At 40.2% G+C, this 25,485-nt stretch carries 25 protein-coding genes; 10 read left to right on the top strand and 15 right to left on the bottom strand.

Features of this window, described 5'->3' with window-relative positions; all coding sequences use genetic code 11:
* Positions 1-95 precede the first annotated feature (95 nt).
* Entirely contained in the window at positions 96-281 is a 186-nt protein-coding gene (locus JSQ81_RS18545; protein WP_210469524.1) for a YlaF family protein, read from the top strand.
* A gap of 184 nt (positions 282-465) precedes the next feature.
* Here the strand turns inward: JSQ81_RS18545 and JSQ81_RS18540 are convergent, their stop codons facing one another.
* A complete protein-coding gene (locus JSQ81_RS18540) occupies positions 466-1,260 on the bottom strand; it encodes an inositol monophosphatase family protein (protein WP_212605463.1) in 795 nt (264 codons plus the stop codon).
* 119 nt (positions 1,261-1,379) lie between these two features.
* Positions 1,380-1,580, bottom strand: coding sequence for a hypothetical protein (locus tag JSQ81_RS18535; RefSeq protein WP_212605462.1), 201 nt, complete (start codon positions 1,578-1,580; stop codon positions 1,380-1,382).
* 156 nt (positions 1,581-1,736) lie between these two features.
* On the opposite strand from JSQ81_RS18535, the gene JSQ81_RS18530 reads away from it, so the two are divergent.
* Complete coding sequence (locus tag JSQ81_RS18530; protein WP_212605461.1) at positions 1,737-2,366, top strand: YktB family protein; 630 nt, start codon at positions 1,737-1,739, stop codon at positions 2,364-2,366.
* A 14-nt stretch (positions 2,367-2,380) separates the two neighbouring features.
* Here JSQ81_RS18530 and JSQ81_RS18525 read toward each other — a convergent pair whose 3' ends face one another.
* The 8 genes from JSQ81_RS18525 to JSQ81_RS18490 all read right to left on the bottom strand — a co-directional run bounded on the left by JSQ81_RS18525 (position 2,381) and on the right by JSQ81_RS18490 (position 10,543).
* On the bottom strand, positions 2,381-2,659 hold the full coding sequence (locus JSQ81_RS18525; RefSeq protein WP_212605460.1) for a UPF0223 family protein: 279 nt from the start codon (positions 2,657-2,659) through the stop codon (positions 2,381-2,383).
* 15 nt (positions 2,660-2,674) lie between these two features.
* Positions 2,675-3,640: an NAD(P)H-dependent flavin oxidoreductase gene (locus JSQ81_RS18520; RefSeq protein ID WP_212605459.1), complete on the bottom strand. Its 966-nt coding sequence runs from the start codon at positions 3,638-3,640 to the stop codon at positions 2,675-2,677.
* A gap of 88 nt (positions 3,641-3,728) precedes the next feature.
* Entirely contained in the window at positions 3,729-4,574 is an 846-nt protein-coding gene (locus tag JSQ81_RS18515; protein WP_212605458.1) for a polysaccharide deacetylase family protein, read from the bottom strand.
* Between the two features lie 168 nt (positions 4,575-4,742).
* Entirely contained in the window at positions 4,743-6,146 is a 1,404-nt protein-coding gene (gene lpdA, locus JSQ81_RS18510) for a dihydrolipoyl dehydrogenase (RefSeq protein WP_212605457.1), read from the bottom strand.
* A 3-nt stretch (positions 6,147-6,149) separates the two neighbouring features.
* Entirely contained in the window at positions 6,150-7,490 is a 1,341-nt protein-coding gene (locus JSQ81_RS18505; RefSeq protein ID WP_212605456.1) for a dihydrolipoamide acetyltransferase family protein, read from the bottom strand.
* Between the two features lie 42 nt (positions 7,491-7,532).
* Positions 7,533-8,510, bottom strand: coding sequence for an alpha-ketoacid dehydrogenase subunit beta (locus tag JSQ81_RS18500; protein ID WP_212605455.1), 978 nt, complete (start codon positions 8,508-8,510; stop codon positions 7,533-7,535).
* A gap of 3 nt (positions 8,511-8,513) precedes the next feature.
* Positions 8,514-9,632: a pyruvate dehydrogenase (acetyl-transferring) E1 component subunit alpha gene (pdhA, locus tag JSQ81_RS18495; RefSeq protein WP_212605454.1), complete on the bottom strand. Its 1,119-nt coding sequence runs from the start codon at positions 9,630-9,632 to the stop codon at positions 8,514-8,516.
* A gap of 269 nt (positions 9,633-9,901) precedes the next feature.
* Positions 9,902-10,543 carry a YkyA family protein gene (locus tag JSQ81_RS18490; protein ID WP_212605453.1) on the bottom strand — a complete coding sequence of 214 codons (642 nt, stop codon included), beginning with the start codon at positions 10,541-10,543 and terminating at the stop codon, positions 9,902-9,904.
* A 136-nt stretch (positions 10,544-10,679) separates the two neighbouring features.
* On the opposite strand from JSQ81_RS18490, the gene def reads away from it, so the two are divergent.
* The 3 genes from def to rnjA all read left to right on the top strand — a co-directional run bounded on the left by def (position 10,680) and on the right by rnjA (position 13,408).
* Positions 10,680-11,237 carry a peptide deformylase gene (gene def / locus JSQ81_RS18485; protein ID WP_212605452.1) on the top strand — a complete coding sequence of 186 codons (558 nt, stop codon included), beginning with the start codon at positions 10,680-10,682 and terminating at the stop codon, positions 11,235-11,237.
* A gap of 291 nt (positions 11,238-11,528) precedes the next feature.
* Positions 11,529-11,738, top strand: coding sequence for a DNA-dependent RNA polymerase subunit epsilon (locus JSQ81_RS18480; protein ID WP_212605451.1), 210 nt, complete (start codon positions 11,529-11,531; stop codon positions 11,736-11,738).
* Between the two features lie 2 nt (positions 11,739-11,740).
* Positions 11,741-13,408 (top strand): ribonuclease J1, encoded by a 1,668-nt coding sequence (gene rnjA / locus JSQ81_RS18475; protein ID WP_212605450.1) that lies wholly within the window; start codon positions 11,741-11,743, stop codon positions 13,406-13,408.
* Between the two features lie 531 nt (positions 13,409-13,939).
* Here rnjA and JSQ81_RS18470 read toward each other — a convergent pair.
* The 3 genes from JSQ81_RS18470 to JSQ81_RS18460 form a co-directional block, all read right to left on the bottom strand.
* Positions 13,940-14,599, bottom strand: a complete 660-nt coding sequence (locus JSQ81_RS18470; RefSeq protein WP_212605449.1) for a potassium channel family protein — start codon at positions 14,597-14,599, stop codon at positions 13,940-13,942.
* 137 nt (positions 14,600-14,736) lie between these two features.
* Positions 14,737-15,189 carry a redoxin domain-containing protein gene (locus JSQ81_RS18465; protein ID WP_212605448.1) on the bottom strand — a complete coding sequence of 151 codons (453 nt, stop codon included), beginning with the start codon at positions 15,187-15,189 and terminating at the stop codon, positions 14,737-14,739.
* A gap of 95 nt (positions 15,190-15,284) precedes the next feature.
* Complete coding sequence (locus tag JSQ81_RS18460; RefSeq protein ID WP_212605447.1) at positions 15,285-15,608, bottom strand: hypothetical protein; 324 nt, start codon at positions 15,606-15,608, stop codon at positions 15,285-15,287.
* Positions 15,609-15,873: 265 nt separating this feature from the next.
* Here JSQ81_RS18460 and JSQ81_RS18455 point away from each other — a divergent pair, with 265 nt between their 5' ends.
* The 5 genes from JSQ81_RS18455 to JSQ81_RS18435 all read left to right on the top strand — a co-directional run bounded on the left by JSQ81_RS18455 (position 15,874) and on the right by JSQ81_RS18435 (position 20,968).
* A complete protein-coding gene (locus JSQ81_RS18455; RefSeq protein WP_212605446.1) occupies positions 15,874-16,980 on the top strand; it encodes an ABC transporter ATP-binding protein in 1,107 nt (368 codons plus the stop codon).
* Positions 16,970-17,794, top strand: a complete 825-nt coding sequence (locus JSQ81_RS18450) for an ABC transporter permease (protein WP_212605445.1) — start codon at positions 16,970-16,972, stop codon at positions 17,792-17,794. Before JSQ81_RS18455 ends, JSQ81_RS18450 begins: the two co-directional genes overlap by 11 nt.
* The gene (locus JSQ81_RS18445) at positions 17,778-18,578 is read left to right on the top strand and encodes an ABC transporter permease (protein WP_212605444.1); all 801 of its coding nucleotides are present in this window, start codon (positions 17,778-17,780) and stop codon (positions 18,576-18,578) included. The genes JSQ81_RS18450 and JSQ81_RS18445 overlap by 17 nt, the downstream gene beginning before the upstream one ends.
* A complete protein-coding gene (locus JSQ81_RS18440) occupies positions 18,575-19,648 on the top strand; it encodes an ABC transporter substrate-binding protein (protein ID WP_212605443.1) in 1,074 nt (357 codons plus the stop codon). The genes JSQ81_RS18445 and JSQ81_RS18440 overlap by 4 nt, the downstream gene beginning before the upstream one ends.
* Before the next feature lie 126 nt (positions 19,649-19,774).
* Entirely contained in the window at positions 19,775-20,968 is a 1,194-nt protein-coding gene (locus tag JSQ81_RS18435; RefSeq protein ID WP_212605442.1) for an MFS transporter, read from the top strand.
* A 168-nt stretch (positions 20,969-21,136) separates the two neighbouring features.
* Here the strand turns inward: JSQ81_RS18435 and JSQ81_RS18430 are convergent, their stop codons facing one another.
* Positions 21,137-23,734, bottom strand: a complete 2,598-nt coding sequence (locus tag JSQ81_RS18430; protein WP_212605441.1) for a VWA domain-containing protein — start codon at positions 23,732-23,734, stop codon at positions 21,137-21,139.
* Entirely contained in the window at positions 23,718-25,481 is a 1,764-nt protein-coding gene (locus tag JSQ81_RS18425) for a vWA domain-containing protein (protein ID WP_212605440.1), read from the bottom strand. Before JSQ81_RS18425 ends, JSQ81_RS18430 begins: the two co-directional genes overlap by 17 nt.
* Positions 25,482-25,485: the final 4 nt, after the last annotated feature.

Below are 25,485 nucleotides of genomic sequence, written 5' to 3'. Positions count from 1 at the left end.
TCACTCCATTAATCTTTTTTCATCTGGGTAACTGTGTTATTATAGCATAAGAGTCAATAATATAAAAACTTTTTTATTTGATGGAGGGTTTTCGGGTGAAAGACATTAAATGGATTTTCGTTCTATATTCCATTGCTGCTATCTTATCAATGTGCGCAATCGGTATCGCGGTCGGTTTCAGAAGCATACCCGGCGGCATTGCCGCCATCATCGCATTAACATTAGTAATGGGCTACGGATTTAAAACAAAGAAAAAAATGCGCGAACAAGGTTTGTTATAAAGTAGGAAGAATGAGGAAGAATAAAGTTCCATTCTTCTTTGTTGAACCAATCGGGCAGGGAGGAATGGTTTTTATTCCTCCGCTCTTATGTGCCGTTGATGGGCTTTACGGCACGTTGACGCGGGATAGAATTTCCATGAAAACTGTTAAGAAGAACCGATACTCGGTCCTTTTTCACAGTTTTTTATTTTATTAATCGGATGTAATTTTTTAAAATGTCTTCATGTAAACGAGGACGCGCTACAATAAATGAGTCTTGTCCCAAAACATGCGACGGCTCGCCATTTAAATTTGTTGTAATTGCACCGACCTCATTTGCAATAACCATTCCACCCGCGATATCCCACGGCGACAATCTCATTGAAATATATGCATCAAGCCTACCTGAAGCAACGTAAGCAATTTCAATGGCGGCAGAACCATATGACCGAGTCCCTCTGCATTCTAGCACAAGTCCAATCATTTTTTCGTGATCAATATACCTGTTCGGTGCAACCCATCTTGCATTTACTCCGATAACGGCATTATTTACCGCAACCTTTTCTAATTTAGGCAATCGTTCGTCGTTGTAATACGCACCTTCATCTTTTTTCGCATGATAAAAGTCATCTCGAACAACATCATAGATATACCCTAGCATGCCAACACCATCAAGATAAATACCAAGCGAAATTGCAAAATTTCGTTGTTGGTGGATAAAATTCATTGTCCCATCAATCGGATCGAGAATCCACACAACGCCTTCAATCGATTCGACTTTATCGCCAAAACCTTCCTCACCTATTATTTTATGAGTAGGAAAATCAGCTTGAATGCGTTTTATAAAGAATTGTTCAATTTCCTGGTCAATATTCGTGACAAGATCATTCGCATCTGCTTTCGAATCAATATGTATTTGATTAAAAAAAGAAACCCGGATTTTATGACCAGCTTCCTTTATCAATGATTTTGCGTAGCGATCCACAAATCCCCAATTCAATAAACTTCAACCCTTCCAATGATTAACAGTATTTCTTCTAGTATAACAAAGATAGGCATCCGATAACACAATTCCCTTTAGGAACGATGCCTTCGGATGCCTAAGTCGATAGTGAATTATCATTGTGCGAATCCATTTAACGTTTCCAGCTCTCGATGAATCTGATGCAATCTGTTGGTACTTTTCATAACTTGTTTTTCATCATCTGTTTGTATGGCATCATATAATGTCGCCAATTCATAGTCCAGCTCCAGGTTAAGTACTTTCACATATTCTTTTTCAACGTCCGCTTTTCGAATAACATGCACGACCTGTTTCATCGTGGGCACCCCTTTTCTTTAATGAGTTTATTTATTCCGTCTATTATAACTACAATATGCAGACAAGAGGAATAATTCTAGTCATGAGCCTCGTTACCTTCATTATTCCCCAATTTCTGTTACGATAAACGTGCTTTATGCAAAGGAGGAATAAGCTTGAGAAACTTTTTTTGGGAATCAAATGATTTTGACTTGTTTTCGATCGACGGATTAGAAAAACGAATGAACGCCTTGCAAACACTTGTCCAACCCAAATTCGAGAAATTAGGCAGGCATTTCGCGGATCGGTTATCAGCGCATGGCAGCGATGAGTTTTTCCCTCATGTTGCAAAACATCTGCGAAGAACTGTCAATCCGCCGACCGATAGTTGGGTGGCAGTCGCACCCTCCAAGCGAGGATATAAAGCGCTCCCCCATTTTCAAATCGGCTTATGGAAGACTCATCTGTTCATTATTATTGCAGTCATTTATGAAAATCCAGATAAAAAAGGAATCGCTGAACGGCTTGAAAACAATATTAATGTTCTTACATCACTGCCAGATTCGTACATCGTTTCGGGTGATCATATGAAACCAGATGCCATACATATTGCTGAAACTGGAAAAGAGGGACTGATAAAACTTCTAACCAGGCTACAAACTGTTAAAAAAGCAGAATTTCTTGTAGGTAGACATCTATCGCGTGAAGCAGCCATAGATATGACAAATGATGAATTCATCACATTTGCGGAAGAAACAGTCGAACAATTGCTACCTGTATACGATGTTATTATCGGGAAAGTATGAAAAAGGAACGTTGATTATTTCAACGTTCCTTTTATCATTTCACCGCTTGCGGCGTTTTCCGCGCTTTTGACAATATGATAACTACTGTAACCGCTTGCCTCTTCAAATTCTCTTAACAAAGTCTTTTCTTCTGCCTTTGAAGGAACGACTTTTTTAAATTCACGATAGGCATTCATGATATTTTCTCGTTCAGTCCCCGTTTCGTATGCTTTCTCAATAACTTCATAAAAAGCAACAACAAAGATAATTTCATCCGTCGCCCAATCGGTTCTCAGCGGATAGCTGTATTCCATTCATAATTCCACCTTTCAATTATTAAAGTTCCAACCGTTTCTAATTTCTTCAGCTTCCTTAACCATTCGTTCAAATAACTCTTCCACAGTTGGCACATCTGTAATTAAACCCGATACTTGACCAGCCCAACCATAGCCGCTTTCTACATCACCGTCATGAATGAATTTTTGATTTGCTTTACCGCTAATATAATCTTTTAGCATTTCATAATTCGCATTCTTTGCTTCCAAATCAATAATTTTCTCTGTCCAAGGTCCTGTTAATGCTCGCGCAGGAGTCCCTAGCGTTCGTTTTATGACTGTCGTACCTGTTTCACTACTATTTAACAGAGCATCCAAGTACGGCTGTGATGCGTGGACACATTCTCTCGTCGCGATAAACCGTGTTCCCATCTCAATACCCTCAGCGCCGAGTGCGTGCGCTGCCATCCAACCACGACCATCACCGATTCCGCCAGATGCAATGACTGGAATCGAAACAGCGTCGACAACTTGAGGTGTCAGTACCATCGTTCCAACATCATCTCGTCCAAGATGTCCGCCGCCTTCATGGCCGACAACCATAACAGCATCGGCGCCCAACTCTTCCGCCTTCATCGCCTGACGTTTTGCTGCGACAAGAACTAACTTTTTCACATCTGTCCCTTTTAATTGCTCAAAAAATGGTGTTGGATTTCCTCCAGTGACCGACATAACTTTCACGCCTTCCTCTAATGCCACGTCGATCATATGCGAATAAGGACGACCATGTTGTCCAATCGCAAAATTGACACCAAATGACTTATCCGTCATCGTCTTCGCTTTTCTGATCTCATCGCGCAGCGCCTCGGGCGAATCCAAGCTCATAGCTGTAATCTGTCCAAGTCCCCCTGCATTTGATACAGCCGCGCATAAATCGGCATACGCCAAATAAGCGAGCCCGCCCTGAATAATTGGGTATTTAATGTCAAGTAATTCCGTCACTCTCGTCTTCCACTGCATTCCTAATTCCCCCTATTAGTTCTACTTTGATAATTTCTACAAAAATACGGCTTAAAAAGCGTTGATCGCTTTTTTAAACCGTTATTTTTTACTGTTCGACACCTTGAATTGTTGCTGGATCGATTAAATCGTAACCTTTTGCACGCAGACCTTCAACAATATCTTTTAAAGCATCTGCAGTCCATTCCCGATCATGCATCAATAAATTCGCGCCATCGCGCAAAAATTCATTATTCACCATAATATCAGCTAACGGTCCGGCCTCCATATACTGTTTCTCCCAATCATAACCGTATGACCAATTCATCAGAAGCATGCCATCATTTTTAACGAGTTCTCTGCTGAAATCAGAATTCTGTCCAAATGGTGCGCGGAAAAATTTCGGCCGTTCTCCAATTACTTCCTCGACCGTATCACTTACGGTGATGATTTCTTCCTCTTGTTCAGCCTCCGAAATTTGCCGTAGATTCGCATGTGTATTCGTATGATTTCCAATTGCGAAGCCCATATCATGGATTTCTTTTAAAACAGCCTTTTCTTCATCAGTTTCGATGAAATGTCCATTGACGAAAAAGATTGCCGGCGCATTTAATTCTTTTAATGTTTTTGCCATATCCAGTGATCGTTTATCTGGCGCATCATCAATCGTCAAAAGGACTGCTTTCGGGTTTGCTTCTCCGATAGGCTTGAAATACCAGGCTGCACCCAATTCATAAAGTTTTTCCGCTACTTCTTCCGCAGTTTCTTCTGATTCATCTTCCGTCTCAACTTCTTCAGATTCCTCGTCATTAACGGCGTTTTCATCGTCAGTTTCATTTTCAGTTGTAGCCGGGTCTTCTTTTTCTTTAAAAGTCGTCTCTTTTTCACCATCCTCAGCACAAGCAGAAAGCAAGAGTACGAGTGTAGCAATTATGTATACTAGTTGTTTTTTCATATGCATCTCCTTTCACTCCGTATAGTGTATCACTCCACCAAATTAAACCGCAAAAGAAATTAATAATTTCTTAGTTTTTTACTATCCGACCAATATCAACATCGCAACCGTTAGAATAAAAAAATCCACAAGGCGAGTTTTTCACCTTGTGGACGAAGTTTTGTAAAATTACATCATATGAATTGGTTTACCCAATAACACTTCAGCAGCTTCCATCGTAATTTCAGCTAATGTTGGGTGTGCATGAATCGTCATTGCGATATCTTCCACAGTCATTCCTGCTTCGATTGCTAGCGCAAGTTCAGAAATCATATCTGACGCATTTTCTCCAACGATTTGTGCACCGAGTAGCAACCCGTCTTCTTTACGCGCAACAAGTTTTACAAACCCGTCTGTAGCGTCTAGTGCGATTGCACGTCCGTTCGCTGCATATGGGAATTTTCCGCTTGATACTTCATATCCTTCATCTTTTGCCTGCTGTTCGTTTAAACCAACAGTCGCAAGTTCAGGATCCGTAAAGCAAACAGCTGGAATTGCTAGGTAATCAACTTCAGATTTCATTCCTGAGATTGCTTCAGCAGCAATTTTCGCTTCATAAGATGCTTTATGCGCAAGTTGAAGTCCAGGTACGACGTCACCAATCGCATAGATTGATGGAACGTTCGTGCGGCACTGTTTGTCAACCTCAATAAGACCACGTTCGCTGATGTTGATACCAGTTGTTTCAAGGCCCATTTCGTCTGTATTCGGACGACGACCTACAGTAACAAGCACATAGTCAGCTTCGACAGTTTTTTCCTCGCCGCCTGCTTCGTATGTAACTGTTACACCAGAATCAGTTTCCTCTACACCTTTAGCTGATGCTTTTGTTACAATTTCAACGCCTTTTTTCTTCAAACCTTTTTTAACCATTTGCGTCATTTGTTTTTCAAAGCCCGCCAAAATGTCATTAGCGCCTTCAATAATCGTTACTTCAGATCCAAGGTTCGCATAAGCAGAACCAAGTTCAGTTCCGATGTATCCTCCACCGATAACAACTAATTTTTTAGGCAATTCTTTAAGACTTAGCGCGCCTGTCGAGCTAAGTACGCGTTCTGAGAACTTAAATGATGGGATTTCAACTGGACGTGAGCCCGTTGCGACAATCGCATTTTTAAATTTGTATGTTTGAGCTGACTCGCCGCTGATGATACGAACTGTGTTCTCATCAACGAAGTAAGCTTCTCCTTGAACTACGTCAATTTTATTGCCTTTCATAAGTCCATTAACGCCGCCTGTTAAGCGAGTAACAACGCCGTCTTTAAACTCTTGAACTTTTGAAAAATCAAGATTAACTTCTGCAGAAATTCCCATTTGCTCAGAATTTTTCGCCTGTACATAACGATGTCCAACAGAAATTAGTGCTTTTGATGGGATACACCCAACGTTCAAGCATACGCCACCTAGGTTTTCTCTCTCAACAATTGTTACTTTTTGACCAAGTTGTGATGCACGAATTGCTGCAACATATCCTCCTGGTCCTGAACCAACAACGAGTGTTTCTACTTCAATCGGGAAATCTCCTACTACCATTTCTTACCCCTCCATTAATAAAAGTTCTGGGTCTGCAAGTAATCTCTTTAGGTGGTTCAATGCTTGTTGCGCAGTAGCACCGTCCATCATTCTGTGGTCGAAAACAAGAGATAGTGCAAGCATAGGTACTGCTACAATTTCTCCGTCTTTTACGACCGGTTTTTCAGCGATGCGACCAATACCAAGAATCGCAACTTCAGGATGGTTAATGATTGGTGTAAACCACTGGCCGCCTGCCGAACCGATATTCGAAATAGAGCATGAAGCGCCACTCATTTCAGCCATAGACAATTTGCCATCACGTGCTTTTACAGCTAGCTTATTAATTTCGTCGGAAATTGCGAATACTGATTTTCGGTCTGCGTGCTTAATAACCGGCACAACTAGTCCGCGTTCTGTATCTGCCGCGATTCCGATATTATAATAATGCTTCTGAATAATTTCCTCAGTCTCCTCATCATACGATGTATTGAACTCAGGGAATTCTCTTAACGTGCTCACTAGCGCCTTAACAACATATGGCAAATAAGTTAGACGAATATCTTTTTCAAGGGCGATGTCTTTGAACTTTTTGCGGTGTGCAACAAGTGCAGAAACATCTACCTCGTCTAATAATGTAACATGTGGAGCCGTATGTTTCGAGTTAACCATTGCTTTTGCAATAATTTTTCTCATGCTGGACATTTTTTCACGTGTTTCAGGGAAGTCCCCTTCAAGTGAAACTTGCTTGTCCTCCGCTGGTGCTGCCGTTTTCCCGGCTTTATCTTCCGCAGCAGGTGCAGAAGTCGATGTTTGTTCACCGTTTACAAATGCTTGAACGTCGTCTTTCAAAATGCGACCATTTTTTCCTGATCCCGCAACTTGGCGAATGTCAACATCATTCTCACGTGCAAACTTACGGACTGAAGGCATTGCAATAATTCTTCTATCCAAATCAACATCTGTTTCTTGAACTGTTGTTTCTGTCTTAACTTCTGTTGATGCTTCTTCTTTCGGCGCCTCTTCTTTTTCAATCGGCTGGCCTTTTTCTGCTGTAGCTTGAACCTGTGCTTCGGTCTCTACCTGAGCATCGTCTTCAACCTTTTCCTCATGAAGATGTTCGTATCCTGGTGCATCAATTTGAATTAATGCATCTCCTACAACTGCCACTGTTCCTTCAGAAACTAATAACTTTTCTACAGTACCTGCAACCGGAGATGGGATTTCTACAACAGCCTTGTCGTTTTGGACTTCAAAAAGAACGTCATCCTCTTCGACTTTGTCGCCCTCAGCTACAAACCACTTTAAAATTTCACCTTCGTGAATTCCTTCTCCGATATCTGGTAAACGGAATACATATGCCACTTAGTTCACCCTTCCTTTTTATCAATAACTACTAAGTTCAACTTAGAACGTTAAAACTTTATTAGCTGCTTCCATAATATCTTTAGCATTTGGCAACCAAGCGTTTTCACCCTGTGCATATGGGTAAATCGTATCTGGTGCAGTTACACGCAGAACCGGCGCTTCAAGACTTAGAATTGCACGTTCTGTAATTTCTGCCACAACGTTTGCTGCGATTCCAGCTTGTTTTTGTGCTTCTTGTACTACGATTGCACGATTTGTTTTTTCAACAGAGGCAATTATCGCTTCAATATCGAGTGGTTGAACAGTTCTTAGATCCACTACTTCAACTGAATGTCCTTCTTTTTCCAACTCTTCTGCTGCTTTCAAGCTTTCGTGAACCATTGCTCCGTATGCGAAAATTGAAAGATCTGTTCCTTCACGTTTCACATCCGCTTTGCCGAGTGGAATTGTGTACTCTTCTTCAGGAACTTCTTGTCTGAATGAACGATATAATTTCATATGCTCCAAGTACACGACAGGATTTTCATCACGAATTGCAGAAATGAGAAGCCCTTTCGCATCATATGGAGTAGATGGGATAACTACAGTCAAGCCCGGCTGTGCCGCCATAAGACCTTCTAAACTATCTGCATGCATCTCAGGTGTTGCAACGCCTCCGCCGAATGGCGATCGAATTGTAACAGGTCCGTTGTATTTCCCGCCGCTACGGAATTGCATACGAGCGAGTTGACCACTGATAGAATCCATTACTTCATAAACGAAACCGAAGAATTGGATTTCCATTACTGGACGGAACCCTGTCAGTGAAAGACCGATTGCAAGTCCGCCAATTCCGGATTCTCCGAGTGGCGTATCAAACACGCGCTCTTCACCAAATTCTTTTTGTAATCCTTCTGTTGCACGGAATACTCCGCCGTTATTTCCAACGTCTTCACCGAAGACGAGGACGTTTTCATCATTTTTCAGCTCTGTTTTCATAGCATCGTTAATTGCTTGAATCATCGTCATTTGTGCCATCGGTTACTTCGACTCCTTTTCAGTATAAACATCAAGCTGTTCTTTTAAGTTATATGGAAGCTCGCCTTTATACATAATATTAATAAAATCGCTCACTTTTTGTTTAGGAGCTGCATCTGCTTCTTTTATTGCTTCTCTAATATCTTCTGTTGCTCTTTCAATTACTTTTTCTTCCTGCTCTTCATTCCAAATACCTTTTGCTTCTAAGTATTTACGGAATCGAAGTAATGGGTCTCGTTTTTCCCATTCGCTATCCGTTTCAGAAGTACGGTAACGTGTTGGATCATCTCCGGCCATCGTATGTGGTCCGTAACGGTAGCAAAACGTTTCAATTAGTGATGGACCTTCGCCGTTAACTGCGCGTTCGCGTGCATCTCTAGTTGCAGCATAAACCGCAAGTGGGTCCATACCATCAACAAGAATGCTTGGAATACCTGCTGAAATTCCTTTTTGAGCAAGTGTTTTACCCGCTGTTTGCACATCACGTGGTGTAGAAATTGCATATTGGTTGTTTTGAATAACAAATATTGCAGGAGAACGATAAGCACCAGCAAAGTTAATACCTTCATAGAAGTCACCTTGCGATGTACCGCCGTCACCTGTATAAGTCATGGCAACTGCTTTTGTTCCTCGTTTTTGGAACCCAAGTGCAACACCCGCCGCTTGAATATACTGTGCGCCAATAATGATTTGTGGTGGGAATACATTTACTCCCTCAGGAATTTCTCCGCCTTTATAATGACCTCTCGACCATAAAAATGCCATTGACAATGGTAGACCATGCCAAATCATCTGAGGCACATCACGGTAACCCGGTAATATGAAATCCTCTTTTTCTAATGCGAAGTGAGAAGCTATTTGAGACGCTTCTTGTCCCGCAGTCGGTGCGTAGAAACCAAGTCTCCCTTGGCGGTTAAGTGAAATTGAGCGTTGATCTAAAATTCTTGTATAGACCATGCGCGTCATTAATTCAACTAGATCCTCGTCGCTCATCTTAGGATCCATATCTTTATTGACGATTTCGCCTTCTTCATTCAAAATTTGAACCATTTCAAACTTATCTTCAATCTCGTGAAGTGTTTTCACTGGATCGAACTGCTTGTTTGTTGTTTTTGCAGCCATTTTCGACAACTCTCCTTTATCAACTGTATTATGAATCGTGGTTGTATTGATTGATACAAACTCTACACTTGTTAGTATACGTAATTGAACCGACGTGGTCAAACATTGTAAACTATGGATTTTTCCCACTTGAAAGGTGTCCGAATTCACTGAAAACAAGCCACTGTATTAGTACAATATCTAATCTGTATTATAATAGAATCATTGATTGACAGAGTTTATCCAAAAAAGACTAGAGTGCTTTTTACACATCTAGTCTTTTCGAATAATTATTTTTCAGCTAATTTATTGAATAAGTCTTCTTTCAACTTATTGACTGTACCGGTAGCTTCGTTGAATGAATTAATAATTCCTTTTACAGTTTCGTTTTGTTTATTTACTTCTGTAACCTTTTCTTGCAATTTCGAAACCTCAGTTTCTTCATCAACAAGCATTCCATAGAGTTCCTTTTGCAAATCTGCTAACGTTTTATAGTTTTCAACAAAGTCTGAATGCAGATCATAACGATTGTTAACAGAATCTCTTAGTTCCGTTATTTCAGCTTTTATTTTTTCTTCATCCGCTTTTTCTATAATTTCATCGAATGTCGCTACTGATTCTTTCGCTTTTCCAATAGAACTTTCTTCGTCTTCTAGAAAGCTTAGACGTTGTTCCAGTGATTCTTCCACTTCGGATACTTTTGTTTTAAGTTCCTCTTTTTCTTCTTGTGTTAATTGAATGATTTCATTGAAAAGCGTTTGCTCAGACTTCTCAAGGCTGGAAAGTTCACCTTGTGCTTCGCGGTACTTCTCTTCAGCACTATTCAACTTCGATAATACATCCGCAAGATCTTTCTCAGTAGATGAACCGAAATTACATGCTGATAGAAATAATGTACCGATTAAAATAATGCTAACTATATATTTCCTCACGATAATACCCCTCCGATTTCCTTTGAATTATATCTGTTAACGATAATAAATTCAACCAAATGCTAAATTCCTTTTAAGCTCAATCCCATTCGATTATACTAATGTATATAATAAAGGCTAAAAGGAGAATTTTGCGATGATAGTAATGAAAGACATAGTTAGAGAAGGCCACCCGGCATTACGAAAAACAGCCGAAGAAATGACTTTTCCATTAACTAATGAAGAGATTGATCTATGCGATGATTTACTCACATACTTAAAAAATAGTCATGACCCAGTAATTGCTGAAAAATATAATTTGCGTGCTGGCGTAGGTCTTGCTGCACCACAAGTCAATGTTTCGAAAAGAGTTTTTGCGCTCCATATTATAGAAATGAAAGGCGAACCCATAAGCTTTGTAGCAATCAATCCAAAAATCATAAGCCATTCCGTTGAAAGAACCTATCTCACATCAGGTGAAGGATGCTTATCAGTCGATAGAAACGTTGAAGGGTTTGTTCCTCGTTATTCAAGAATTACGATTAAAGCTTTCGACCAGGACGGAAATGAATTTAAGAAACGGCTGCGTGGACTTGCAGCGATTGCCTTTCAACACGAACTGGATCATTTAAATGGGATTATGTTCTATGATCACATAGATAAGAATGAACCATACAAAGAAATTCCAGGCGCGACTCCCTTTGAACGTGCATGATTTTTTATTGGTTCGAATCGACAACTACTAAAAGCATCGTCTTATTAACCACTAAGAACACTTGACAGAAAGTTCAGAATGGATTACAATAAAGACGAGGAGTGATCTGCCATGTACAAACGCCTAAAACGAAAAATGTTGAGACGGCTTAATGGCATACTCGGCAAAAAAACAATAGCATAACTTTTATAGCCGGCCTATAATTTGGTCGGCTTTTCTTTATTTTACCTAAATCTCATGATACTATATAGAGAATGATTTTAATTGAACGTTAAAAGGAGAGCAAAATTTATGATTTACAAAATTTATTACCAAGAAAACGTGCTAGAAGTACCTGTCCGCGAAAATACAAAAAGCATGTACATTGAAGCTGATTCAGAAAAAACTGTGCGCGAAATTCTTAAAGGTCGCAACTTCAATATCGAATATATTCAACTACTTGAAGGAGAGCACCTTGAATTTGAAAAGGCTTCACCGCATTTCGAACTCGAGCAGGTATAAAAATGAAGTCTATTAAAAATAATGAAACAGGCGTTTTCGCTCTAGGCGGACTAGGCGAAATCGGCAAAAACACATATGGTGTGCAGTTTCAAGACGAAATCATCTTAATTGATGCAGGTATTAAGTTTCCAGAAGATGAGTTACTGGGAATCGATTATGTTATTCCAGATTACTCCTATCTTGAACGTAATGTCGACAAGATTAAAGGGCTTTTCATTACACACGGGCACGAAGACCACATCGGCGGGATTCCGTATTTACTTCGAAAAGTAAATGTTCCTGTCTACGGCGGAAAACTAGCGCTCGGTTTACTTCGAAACAAACTCGAAGAACATGGATTATTAAGATCAACAACAATGATTCCTATTGATGAAGATGACGTCATTAAATTCCGTAAAACATCAGTAAGTTTTTACCGTACAACGCATAGTATTCCAGATGCATTCGGTGTTGTCGTAAAAACACCTTCCGGTAATATCGTTCATACCGGCGATTTCAAATTTGACTTCACTCCGGTTGGTGAACCGGCAAATTTAACTAAAATGGCGAAAATCGGAGGCGAAGGCGTTCTATGTCTATTATCCGACAGTACAAATGCTGAAATTCCAAATTTCACAATGTCTGAACGCAAGGTCGGTGACAGTTTAAATGAAATCTTCCGTAAAGTTGATGGACGTATCATTTTTGCTACATTTGCATCCAATATTCACAGATTGCAACAAGTAATTGTGGCGGCTCAAGAGTTTGGACGTAAGATAGCAGTATTTGGACGTAGTATGGACAATGCAATTCGCATTGGGCGCGAACTTGGTTATATCGACGCCCCGAAAGAATTATTTGTCGACACACATTCATTAAATAGACTGCAAGCTAGCGAAGTTATGATTCTGTGTACTGGTAGTCAAGGAGAACCAATGGCTGCATTATCGCGAATTGCAAACGGCACGCATCGTCAAGTACAAATACATCCTGGCGATACTGTTATTTTTTCATCTTCTCCAATTCCAGGAAACACGCTAAGCATCAACAAAACAATTAACTCGTTATTCCGCGCTGGCGCTGAAGTATTACATGGATCTCTTAATAATATCCATACTTCCGGACACGGTTCACAGGAAGAACAAAAGCTAATGCTTCGTCTAATGAAACCAAAGTACTTTATGCCGATTCATGGTGAATACCGAATGATGAAAATGCATACAGAATTAGCAGTAGATTGCGATATTCCACAAGAGAATACATTTATTTTAGGAAACGGAGATGTACTCGCTCTAACCGCAGATTCGGCTAGACGCGCTGGACGAATTCCTTCCGGGGATGTTTATATCGATGGTAGCGGAATTGGCGACATTGGTAACGTTGTCTTACGCGACCGCAAAATGTTGTCTGAAGATGGACTAGTTATCGTAGTCGCAACGATTGATAAAAAGAAAAACCGTATTGTTTCTGGTCCGGATATCATCTCGAGAGGCTTTGTTTATATGCGTGAGTCAGGCGTGATGATTCATGATGCACAACGGATGCTTTCTAGACAGCTGCAAAGAAAACTATCAAGTTCACCAACAACTATAGCTTCATTAAAAACTGAAATCATCGACGTAATCGGACCCTATTTATATGAAAAAACAGAAAGAAAACCAATGGTCCTTCCGGTTATTTTAGAAGTTTAACAAAAAAAATGGGTTTAACCCAAAAATAAAAGTACAGAAGGAATTCAACAATTCCCTTTCTGTACTTTTTTTGTTTTTTCTATACATGTTTTAGACTGTACTGAGAATTTCCTATGAACACGCTTCGGCGCTAGGGAAAGATTGAACTGTATCTTTCCTCACCTTGCGGATGCCTTCGCCGATTTTTCTTAGTAGAATGTTGACGGTTCTTTTATTAACGCTTGTAATATCAAAAATATATATTCTAAGACTTTTCTTTAAATGCTTTAGTTCTGAGCAATCTTATGGTTGGAAAGATGGCACTAATTAACTTAATTCTAATAATGAAATTAGTTGATTGTAGTGCAGGGCGGCGACTCCAGCGGAATCAGCGAGACAGCCGAGACCCCACAGGAGCTTGCGAAGAGGAGGCTCGGCGCTCGCCCGCAGGAAAGCGTCCGCCCGGAACGTAAATCAACGAACCAAATAAAAAACGAGCACTTGAATAATGACTTCATCAAGTACTCGCTCAATTTTATTAAAAGCCTTTTATTAATGAAAAAGCTTCTTCTCAAATAAATGAATATCATGATCGGATCCAATCACAATTAAAATATCGTCTATTTGAATTTCCTCAATCGCTTGCGGCGAAACAACAATGTCATTGCCTCGTTTTATCGCAACGATGTTGATACCATATTTCGCTCGGATATCGAGCTCGACTAACGTCTTCCCTACTAACCTCTCGTTCGCCATTATCTCCGCAATAGAATGCTCTTCCGACAACTCAAGATAATCCAGAATATTATTCGAGACCATATTATTTGCAATCCGGATCCCCATATCACGCTCTGGATGCACCACTTTATCAGCACCAATTTTCCGAAGAACCTTCGCATGGTAATCATTTTGCGCTTTAACGGTTATTTTTGGAACGCCTATTTCTTTTAACATAAGTGTTGTTAAAATACTCGCTTGTATATTTTCTCCAATCGCAACAATCACATGTTCAAAATTTCGAATCCCTAGTGATTTTAGGACAGATTCATCAGTTGTATCGGCGGTAACTGCTTGTGTTGCAATTAACGCATATTCATCCACTCGAGCACCGGAAATATCGATAGCCATAACGTTGGCTCCCAGTACAATCAATTCTTTTACGATGCTTCCCCCAAAACGCCCGAGTCCAATTACAACAAATTCTTTTTTCATGTAAACCATCTCTCCTAACGAGGTCACTGTTCTGAATAGTGTAGCATACAGTTGCGCTCAGCTCAAAGAACAAAAATACTCGTCAACGTGAATAATTAAGTTGACGAGTAATAATGTCTGTAAAAGTAAAGTGATTGTTAATTCTTTTTCATTTCATCAAGCACGCGGATAACACGTTTTTCAAGCATCTTCATACCACTGCCGCCCGCTTGAAAATGGCGCAGTTGCCCATCTTTATCAAAAACATAATAAGCGGGTACTTGCTTGTTACCAAAAGCACTTCTCAACTTCAGTGCGTTATCGACAAAAATCGGTTGTTTTATATCATGTGCTTCCGCACTCGATTTAATAAGATCCAAATCTAAATCTGCTTCAGAACGCGGGATATGAACTGCAACAACGTTCAAGTCATCCTGATATTTGTCGCGGAATTGATTTACCTCAGGCATCGCATCTTTACACATATAACAACTTATTGACCAAAAGTGAATAAGCGTCGGTTTGTTGCCAACGAGCTTTTCTTTTGAAGTATCGCCGTTAAGCCAGGCTGTTGCACCAACTAGATCTGGCATCAATTCACGTAATCTCAACAAAATCCTCCTCAAGTTTTAAATCCCCCACTGTTTGTTGAATGAATAATGTTAATTCATTGTCTCATTGGAAGGAGTTACCTAAGAATATTTCATTAATTACAGTCGGAGGGTTTTTCAGGCCTAATTGCGCAATATTCACACGCTGGGTCGGTGCATGGACTGTCACGCCATTCGTCGCATGCCTCGCAATAAATCGAATCGAATTCATCATTATATGCCAATGTTTCTAGACAATCGGGGCAGTGATTCGGTAATTCCATACGGCTAATAATTTTACCGTTATTGGCAAAGAATACACCTTCAATTGATTCCATTTTTTCATCGGTAGCTTCTAAGTCATCCCAACTTAAACCGAGGTCTTCCATCGTCCATTTTCTATCATCAGGGTCTAAATAAAAAACCTTTTTCTTTCCCATCGATTCGCCCCCTTTTCCGCTATATTGTACCATGGAATGTCAAAAATTCAATTGCGAAACATTCTATAGGAATCCATGCCAAACCTACTTTTAATAACTTGTGTCGAAATTGTGTACTATCGAATGAACGTATGGGACAATAACAATTGAATTTAATTTTATTTCACCAAAAAAGTTCTTGCAATCTACGCTGTTTTTCGTATAATTTAAAAATGTTTGATTGCATTCTATAAAAAACGTATTTAGAAAAATAAGGGGGGATCGTATGTCAATCGAGTCAATTATTCGCTTTGATAATGTAACAAAAAAATATGATGAAGATACTACAGTTTTAAATAATGTTTCATTTGAACTAGAACGCGGTAAATTTTATACGCTTCTTGGTCCATCTGGTTGCGGAAAAACAACCATTCTACGCCTTATTGCGGGATTCATAGAACCGACTGAGGGAACTATTTTATTTAACGGAAAAAAAATCAATGATGTGCCTGCAAATGAACGTAAAGTTAACACGGTTTTTCAGGATTATGCGCTATTTCCACATCTTAATGTATTCGAAAACATCGCATTTGGTCTTAGAATAAAAAAAGTGAAAACAGAAGATATGAAAAAACGAGTCAAAGAAGCACTCACTTTTGTAAACTTAGACGGTTATGAAAATCGAGAAATTTCCGAGATGTCGGGCGGGCAACGACAACGAGTTGCGATTGCACGTGCAATTGTCAACGACCCTGAAGTCATATTATTGGATGAACCATTATCAGCACTTGATTTGAAACTAAGATCCGAAATGCAATATGAGCTTCGTGATTTACAAACACGATTGGGTAAAACATTTATTTTCGTTACCCATGATCAGGAAGAAGCACTCGCGATGTCAGATGAAATTTTCGTAATAAATAACGGAGAAATTCAACAGTCTGGCACGCCACTTGATATATATGACGAACCGATAAATCGTTTCGTTGCCGATTTCATTGGAGAATCTAACATAGTTCCCGGGATCATGATTGAGGATTTCACAGTTGAATTTACCGGCAAAAAATTCGAATGTGTTGATGCTGGACTTAATCCGAACGAAAATGTCGATATCGTTATTCGACCGGAAGACCTTGTGTTAACGACTGTTGAAAAAGGTAAATTAACTGTCACTGTAGACACGCAATTATTCCGGGGCGTCCATTATGAATTATCCACATACGATAAAGATGGCAACGAATGGCTTGTTCACTCAACTAAAAAAGCTGAAGTCGGAAGTTCTGTCGGGCTAGATTTCGTACCAGAAAACATTCACGTCATGCGTTTGAATGAAACAGAAGAGGAGTTTGACGCAAGACTCGAATCTTATGGAGGGTCAGACAATGAACGCTAAGCCTACCCGTTTTTTGTCGTTTGTTCCTTATGCGGCTTGGATTATTCTATTCGTTGTTGCGCCGATTGCACTTATCGTTTACTATTCTTTTTTCGATTTATCCGGTGATTTCACAATAGTAAACTATCAAAACTTTTTCACATCAATTTACTTCAAACTAATTGTAAACTCATTTTGGTATGCATTTCTCATCACATTTTTCTCATTACTATTTGCATATCCGACAGCGTACTTTTTAACAAAAACGAAGCATAAGCAACTTTGGCTGTTGTTAATTATTATTCCTTCTTGGATCAATTTACTCTTGAAAACATATGCTTTCATCGGACTTTTCGGTCTATATGGACCGATCAACGCATTTCTTGAAATGGTCGGAATCGGACAACATCAGCTTCTGTTTACTGATTTCAGCTTCGTTTTCGTAGCAGTATATATATTCATCCCGTTCATGATTTTACCGATTTTTAATTCGCTTGATAAGCTAAACCCTGCATTGATTGATGCAGCGCAAGATCTTGGTGCAAACGCATGGACGACATTTTCACGCGTTATCTTACCGTTAACGATGAACGGGGTTAAATCAGGGATTCAAGTTGTTTTCATCCCTGCCCTTTCGTTGTTCATGATTACGCGACTCATCGCCGGGAATAAAGTAATCACATTAGGTACGGCTATCGAACAGCAATTCCTTGTCGCTCAAAATTGGGGGATGGGATCGACGATTGCTGTGTTCCTTATTCTATTCATGTTCATAATCATGCTATTCACAAGTGGTTCTGAAAAGGGGGCGGCCGGCAGTGGGAAAATTAAGTAAATTACCTAAAATATATTTAGCGTTTGTGTTCATTATTTTGTATACGCCAATCTTTTACCTACTATATTATTCTTTTAACTCTGGTGGAACGATGTCTGGCTTTGAATCTTTTACATTTGAACATTACGCTGCAGTTTTCGAGGACCCCCGCCTTATCATGATTTTGATTAACACAATTGTCGTCGCATTGTTATCGGCACTCGTTTCTACAACCATAGGCGTTCTAGGTGCCGTCACGATTACGTTCATTCGGAAAAAGGCTTTGAGAAACGCGATTCTTTCTATGAATAACATCCTGATCGTTAGTCCTGACGTGATTATCGGGGCATCTTTCTTAATTTTATTTACCTTAGTGGGTGTAAAGCTTGGTTTCGCATCGGTATTAATCTCGCATATCGCTTTTAGTATACCAATAGTTGTCATTATGGTGTTGCCGAAATTGCAGGAAATGAGTCCGTCATTAATCGATGCGGCAATTGATCTTGGTGCCTCTAGGCGCGATGTATTGACTCGGGTGATTATTCCTTTTATAAAACCAGGAATATTTGCAGGTTTTTTCTTGGCCCTTACCTATTCTCTTGATGATTTTGCTGTGACATTCTTCGTTACAGGTAACGGCTTTTCAACGCTTTCAGTTGAAATCTACTCCATGGCTAGAGCCGGGATTACATTAACGATTAATGCCCTGTCCGGTTTAATATTTATCGTGACACTTTTACTCGTCTTCGGGTATTATGCCATTAACCGAAAATCTAAAAACCCATTTTCGGGGGTGAGAAAATGAAAGATATTATTCGCGTATCAATCGTAATTTTGGCTGTGTCGGCTATTCTATTGTTTATTAATGCGAAACTGGCTAATACGGGTGGGACATCCGGTAAAAATTCAATTACGGTTTTTAATTGGGGAGAATACTTGGATCCTGATTTACTTAAGCAATTTGAAGAAGAAACAGGTATTAAAGTCATTTATGAGACATTTGACTCGAACGAAGCGATGATGACCAAAATTGAACAAGGTGGAACGACTTATGATATTGCTGTCCCTTCAGAATATGCGATCGAAAAAATGAATGAATCGGGATTGCTTTTACCAATCGACAAAGCCAAACTTCCTAATTTTAAAAATATCGATCCTTATTTTCTTGATTTAGCATTTGATCCTGATAACAAATTTTCAGTTCCATATTTTTGGGGAACATTAGGCATTGCCTATAATCCAGAAGTACTCGAGGGACAGACATTTGAAAGCTGGGAAGATTTATGGGATCCGTCGCTTGAACAAGAAGTTGTTTTAGTTGATAGTGCCCGGGAAGTAATCGGCATGGGATTAAACGCACTTGGTTATTCCTTGAACTCGACGAATATTTCGGAGTTGGAAGAAGCCTCCGATAAATTAAAAATGCTTAAACCTAATATTAAAGCGATTATTGGCGATGAAATAACGCAATTAATGGTGAACGGCGAAGCTGCTGTGGCTTTAACTTGGTCGGGTCAAGCCGCGGATATGATGTGGGATAATGAAGATATAGACTATGCAGTTCCCGAAGAAGGTTCGAATTTATGGTTTGATAATATGGTCATTCCTAGAACTGCGAAAAACATCGACGGTGCTCACGCCTTTATTAACTTCATGTTGGATGCGGAAATTGCTGCTCAAAACGCTGATTACGTCGGATACTCCACACCGAATTTGGCAGCGATGGATTTTATGGATCCAGAAGTAATTGAAGATGAAAGATATTATCCTGACGAAGAAGCCAGGGATCATCTTGAAGTCTATAAAAATCTCGGACTTGAAATGCTCGGCACCTACAACGAGCTATTCCTTGCTTTGAAAATGGAATTGCAATGAATTACCCCGCCCTGGCTACTTAGGGCGGGTTTTTGTTACCCCTTTTCGTTTCTAGCAAGTGTAATCAGCCAGGACATATGTTAAGATACTTTGTAGCCTGAAAGTTTAGAAAGCTGGGATGATAGTATGACTAAATCAACTAATTTTGCACTTTACATACTTATGTTTAATACATTCGTTACAATGTCGGGAATCGGTCTCATCATTCCAATTATGCCGGAGTACTTAGGAACGTTTGGTGTGGCGGGACAAGTTCTTGGATTTCTTATTGCAATGTTTTCATTTTCACAATTTATATTTTCGCCAATAGCGGGCGATTTATCCGATAAACACGGGCGGAAAAATCCAATTATCGTAGGTTTGGTCGTCTATGGCATATCGCAGCTAACTTTCGGGATGGCTACTGATCTGTGGATGTTATTTGTATCTAGGTTCTTTTCAGGTTTAGGAGCGGCTTTCATTCTACCGCCGACTATGGCATTTGTTGCGGATTTAACAACCATTGAAAAACGCGGAAGAGGAATGGGGTTACTAGCTGCTTCAATGTCATTCGGATTCGTGATTGGACCCGGCATTGGCGGGTTCCTGTCAAAGGTTAGCCTAGAGTTCCCTTTTTTCATCGGCGCATCAGTAGCAATCATCGCTGCCATCATTTCATTTTTTGCACTGCCAAATCCAAAACCCAGCGTTGCACATGAAACGGGCGTTGAACGCAGGCGCGAAAATATCTTTCAACAATTAAAACGTTCAGCGGCAACTCCCTACTTCGTCATGTTCATCGTCATGTTCGTCTTCTCTTTCGGACTTGCCAATTTTCAATCGACGATTTCTTTATATGTCGACCATAAATACGGGTATACAATATCGCAAATTGCCGTCATCATTACAGTCGGCGGTTTCGTTGGAACAGTTGCGCAAATGTTTATCATTGGACCTTTATTTAAACGTTATGGCGAAATGCGTGTCATCCTTGTCAATCTTGTCATTTCAGCAGTTGCGATGCTCTGGATATTATTTGTTAATTCATTTTCAATGATTCTAATCGTATCCATGGTGTTTTTCACAGCAACCGCATTACTGCGCCCCGCTGTTAATACGCTGGTTTCCAAATTAGCCGGCGATGAACAAGGTTTCGCGGCAGGAATGATCACTGCATATATGAGTTTAGGGAATATGATTGGTCCCGCATTAGCAGGTATTTTATTCGATATCAATATTATTTATCCATATATTATTGGGACTGTTATTTTGCTAATTTGTTTCTCAATCGCCTTCTTTTGGTCGAGGCGAAGTTCGGAATTACTTGACCCGATACGATAAAAAAACGTTAGCCCATTGATGGGTCTAACGTTTTTTAGATTTCACGTCTAGCTCCAGGCACCAGCCCCTCGAGTCGCTTCAGACTTTAAGATAAAGGCAAAAAGCGCCTTTATTTTAAAGTCCTCCAGCGCTTGTCGGGGCTAAACGGGCGCCTTGCGCTTTTGTTCTTTACCGTTTTCTTTTGTTTTTCAATAACTCGGCAAAACTTTCTTCTGCTGTTGTTGACGAATCTATTACACGCTCTTCGGCAATCCGTTTTGACCCAAATCCTTTGAAAAATCCAAACCGGCGTAAAGTAATGTCGATAAAGAAGAAAATCATAGCTGCCAGAATAAGTCCCTGTGCAATCAATTTCTTTTCCCCGCTTTTATATGAGTGGCTACGAAAGGCATCTATTGGATCTTCTAGCATTAGCCCGTCTGTCGAGTGGGCAATTTTTTCGAGCAACTTAACATTCGATGGAATCCTTTTGTATTCTTCATTGTAAGGCACAGAAATTCCAGCTTCAAAATACCCGCCTTTATCATCCGTTATACCAAAGAACACAAGTCCTGGATTCGCATCGACAGTTACGCGCATTTTTCCGGGTGCCAACGGTTCAGATGTATAGGGTACCTCGACGCCTTTTTCATCAATGATTGCGACGTCAAGAAACGCTGCGCTACGCGAGCTGTCCATCACCGTGTACGTTCCTCCGTGCTCATGAGTGATAATGTACGGAACGTCTTCATAAGCCGGGAGAAGCCTTCCTACGGCCGCATTCCAAAAGTCGCCATACCCTCCCCATTTTGCAAAGTCCCCAGTCCATTTCCCCGTAGAATCTGACGTGAATGCAACAGTTCTTCCTAGACCATACATCCATTCAGATAAAATCGGATCTTCTTTAGTACTTTCTCCAACCAGCGTCGCCGTATTTTTCAATGTTGTTGCGATATAGGCATTCATTTCCGGAACCCCTTCTGAGAACAATGCATTCCATTCGGCAACACCTCCGAGCGACATGTAAAACGGATCGTCTTCAATATAGGTTCTGGTCATCATGGAAGTTTCCCGTGATAGGATTGCTGGAACAGTCGATTCATCAATGACATCATAGAACCTTCCGCCACCGCTTTCCGCAAGGCTTTCCAACAATCTCCGGTCCGCATCGCTCCCAATTGCAACCGTGGACATTGTAATATTATTGCCTTTTCCATCAGCAATGACATTCTCATAACCAGGCGGCATTTCTGATTGTCCATCTGTTAATAAAATTATATGCTTACGCTGCAATTCGGAATTCGTGAGATCATCATAGGCTTGTTTCATTCCCGGATATATATCAGTTCCGCCCAATGCTGAAACTGATAGTATTTTCTCAATCGCTTCATTCCTATCCCCTAAAGGCGCTAGCGGAATAATATTCCAAATCTGATCGTCGAAGGCAATAAAACCAAAAGTATCGTCATCCCTTAGTAGTTCGACTGAACGAGCGGCTGCTTCTCTCGCAAGAACTATTTTTGAACCTGACATACTGCCTGACCGGTCCAAAACAATGATCAATCCAAGAGAAGGAAGTTGTTCTTTTCCTTTGACTTCCATTTCGACAGGAAGAAGCCGCTCAATTGGTGATTTAAAATAACCGCCGAGTCCAAAGCTTTCTTCACCGCCAACCATCATGAATCCTGTTCCGAAATTTTTAACCGCTTGTTCGATAATTGTCATTCGGTTCTCGCCGACAATATGACCTGGGACATTATCAAAAATAATTGCACTATAACCCATATATCCAGAAAGTGTTTCCGGCAACAGCTTCGCATTAATTGTTTCAATGTCCATCGCGTCTTGATCAAGCAGTGTTGGAATAATCGACGGGTTCCGATCAGTTTCTACAACAAGCACGCGGGGAGAACTTTCGATCATTGTTATTGATACCATGCGATTATTCTCCAATATTTTATCATCCGGAACAACTAACTTTGCTTCATATTTCAATAAACCATCATTACTCGAAGCTCCTCGAACTGAAAACAAATTTCCTCCCTGTTCGAGTTTTACTTCTTGTTCGCTAATCATTTGATCATTTTCATAAATCAGTAAGGTACCAGTAGTTCGTTCAGAAGCGTCGATTTCCACGCGGAGTAATTGTTGTTCACCGGCATAAGAAGTCCTTGGTGTTTCAAATGAAGTAATCGATGCATCAGATCCAGCCGGACGTTCTAGCAACACCGTATCAATTACTGTTCGCTTATCTTTAAATTTAGGTAGTATTTTTTCAATGGATCCAGCTGTCTCCAACCCATCTGATAACAAAACGATGCGAGTAGCTAAATTACGATTTGCAAGAGCGGAAGATAAATCGATAGCTTTTGCAATATCCGTACCTTCATTTTTCTCCATCCGATCAATCACTGGAACGACGACATCCGTGTTCGTGAGCTTCACATCAGTGCGGAAGTTTTCCGCAAAAGAATAAATCCCAACAGAATGATTTTCTTTTCTCCCCTTCAAACTTTCCAAAATCCAAGAATCTGCCGCTGTTCCCACCTCTTCGATTGAAGCCGAACGATCCACGACAAATAATACTTGTTCTTCAGTAACTCGGAGCGTCAAATAAGGTGATGTTAAAGCAAAGATAAGTAAGGCAACAGCAATGCCGCGCAGTACAAACAAAATCGTACTGCGACTTTTTATTCTCTGGTTAGATGACCGCCATGTAAAGATGATATAAAGCCATATTGGAATGAAGAGGAGTAGCCATAATGGTTGTTCAATGCGGATATCCACGTCTTCGCTGCACCTCCCATTCCATCAACATCAACAATAAAACCGGCAATATGAAGTACTTGCCAAACAGCCATTTATTCGCTTCAGTTCCCTTACCGTTAATCGCTTTGCCGATTCGATAAGATGAGCCCGTTTCCAAATTCAGTTCCTCCGGTTCGAGTTGAACGGTGAACAATTTTTCATTGGCTTCATCACGTGCCTTATAAACACCAGGAAGTTGCGGTGCTATGAAACTCGAGGAATCCGTAATTGTCGTCACATATTCATCATCAACAGTGTAAACTTCAATTTTTCCTGATTGGCTGCTTGAAAGGACAGCCTTTCGTTCATTTGGCGTAAAAGTCCCCAACGTGTTTCCTTCTCCACCCATTCGCTCAATTGCGCTCCATATAAATAATGGAAACGAAGCATGGAGCGGCCAATCAGTCATTTCAACATCCGCTAGAATGACAATATCGCCGCGGCTCGATCTTTGGATAAACGGTTTGTTTCCAATCATCGCGATTGTTTCAAATTCGTCAAATGCCGGATAAACTTCACTGACATAGACATCTGATAAATCTGCAACCGAAAACAAAGAATCTGCTAGTGTTGAAATTGCACCTGTGACTTCTTCCGATTTTTCATCATTTCTGCCAATTAGAACGATTGGCTTAGTGCCCGACTCAAGAAATGCCGCATCATTTGTCACGACAATTGTTTTATCTGTAGCGGCAGTCAATTCGTTTTTTGATCCAGTGGAAACTGATAAACCTACCGCCTCGAATGCTTTTTTGATAAGCTCATGCAACTGGTTATCTATGATTGCATCGGTTGCTTCATTGCCAAGGATTATATGTGCGGCGTTATCGGGAGCGTAATCATCGTCGACTGAAATCGATGCCGTTAAAGCTTTACTAGTTGGCAAATCTTTAAATGATAAAAGCAACTCTTCTTCACCCTCGACCATAAAATCACTTTTCAAGAACGCAGTTCCCGTTATAGAATCAGTCAGAATGAGATTGCCGTCGACCTTTTTATCAGATCGATTAATAAGTTTAATAATCGCTTCTGTTCCATCCGCAGTTGCGACAGCCCCGAACTTATCAATTGAAACATTACGATAATTGTCATTGGATGTATTCACCGTCCAGACATGCGTATCACTCGCTTCGGGAAGGTTTTTCTGATCCAGTGAATCTGTAAAAATATGAATATCCACTTCACTGTCCGCTGCAATCGACTGCGTGAATTCAATCGCTCTTTCCATAAATTCATGTTCATACGAAACTTTCAATTGATTAATTGCCGAAATTACTTCCTCTGCATTCTTTTCTTCTCGAATAACTGTCATCGGTTCTTTTCCTGTCGATACAATCGTAATCGATTGGCCTGACCGTTTGTTGACAAGTTTTCTAATCGCTTCTTTATGTTTATCAAACAACGAAGTTCCGTCTTTTTCCACAAGCATACTGGCTGACGTATCAACGACGACAATCGTTTGGCCACTAACCGCTTCTTCTTTTGTAATAAACGGTGCCAATAAAATAAATAACAATAGTAATAATGCCGCCATTTGCAAATAAAATAATGCATTTTTTTGCAGGTTTTTCAAATACGGGGATACCTTTGTTTCGCGCATCGATTGTTCCCAAAACATTGTAGATGATATTGTTTTCACTTCATACTTCTTACGAAAAAAATAATAAAGGAGGACGGCTATCGGGAAAAGAACTGTCCAACTGTAAAGCAAATTAGCAAATCCCAATGAC

Source organism: Sporosarcina sp. Marseille-Q4063 (assembly GCF_018309085.1).
Taxonomy (GTDB): domain Bacteria; phylum Bacillota; class Bacilli; order Bacillales_A; family Planococcaceae; genus Sporosarcina.
Note: the sequence above shows the minus strand (reverse complement) of the source record. Positions and strands in the feature narration are given on the sequence as shown.

Bases quoted from the DNA above. Each gene is read 5' to 3' on its own strand.
- JSQ81_RS18450 (WP_212605445.1), top strand. From the start codon at position 16,970: ATGAACGCTAAGCCTACCCGTTTTTTGTCGTTTGTTCCTTATGCGGCT.
- JSQ81_RS18480 (WP_212605451.1), top strand. From the start codon at position 11,529: ATGATTTACAAAATTTATTACCAAGAAAACGTGCTAGAAGTACCTGTC.
- JSQ81_RS18470 (WP_212605449.1), bottom strand. From the start codon at position 14,599: ATGAAAAAAGAATTTGTTGTAATTGGACTCGGGCGTTTTGGGGGAAGC.
- JSQ81_RS18520 (WP_212605459.1), bottom strand. From the start codon at position 3,640: ATGCAGTGGAAGACGAGAGTGACGGAATTACTTGACATTAAATACCCA.
- JSQ81_RS18535 (WP_212605462.1), bottom strand. From the start codon at position 1,580: ATGAAACAGGTCGTGCATGTTATTCGAAAAGCGGACGTTGAAAAAGAA.
- JSQ81_RS18500 (WP_212605455.1), bottom strand. From the start codon at position 8,510: ATGGCACAAATGACGATGATTCAAGCAATTAACGATGCTATGAAAACA.
- JSQ81_RS18440 (WP_212605443.1), top strand. From the start codon at position 18,575: ATGAAAGATATTATTCGCGTATCAATCGTAATTTTGGCTGTGTCGGCT.
- JSQ81_RS18435 (WP_212605442.1), top strand. From the start codon at position 19,775: ATGACTAAATCAACTAATTTTGCACTTTACATACTTATGTTTAATACA.
- JSQ81_RS18515 (WP_212605458.1), bottom strand. From the start codon at position 4,574: ATGAAAAAACAACTAGTATACATAATTGCTACACTCGTACTCTTGCTT.
- JSQ81_RS18460 (WP_212605447.1), bottom strand. From the start codon at position 15,608: ATGGGAAAGAAAAAGGTTTTTTATTTAGACCCTGATGATAGAAAATGG.
- JSQ81_RS18455 (WP_212605446.1), top strand. From the start codon at position 15,874: ATGTCAATCGAGTCAATTATTCGCTTTGATAATGTAACAAAAAAATAT.
- lpdA (WP_212605457.1), bottom strand. From the start codon at position 6,146: ATGGTAGTAGGAGATTTCCCGATTGAAGTAGAAACACTCGTTGTTGGT.
- JSQ81_RS18525 (WP_212605460.1), bottom strand. From the start codon at position 2,659: ATGGAATACAGCTATCCGCTGAGAACCGATTGGGCGACGGATGAAATT.
- rnjA (WP_212605450.1), top strand. From the start codon at position 11,741: ATGAAGTCTATTAAAAATAATGAAACAGGCGTTTTCGCTCTAGGCGGA.
- pdhA (WP_212605454.1), bottom strand. From the start codon at position 9,632: ATGGCTGCAAAAACAACAAACAAGCAGTTCGATCCAGTGAAAACACTT.
- def (WP_212605452.1), top strand. From the start codon at position 10,680: ATGATAGTAATGAAAGACATAGTTAGAGAAGGCCACCCGGCATTACGA.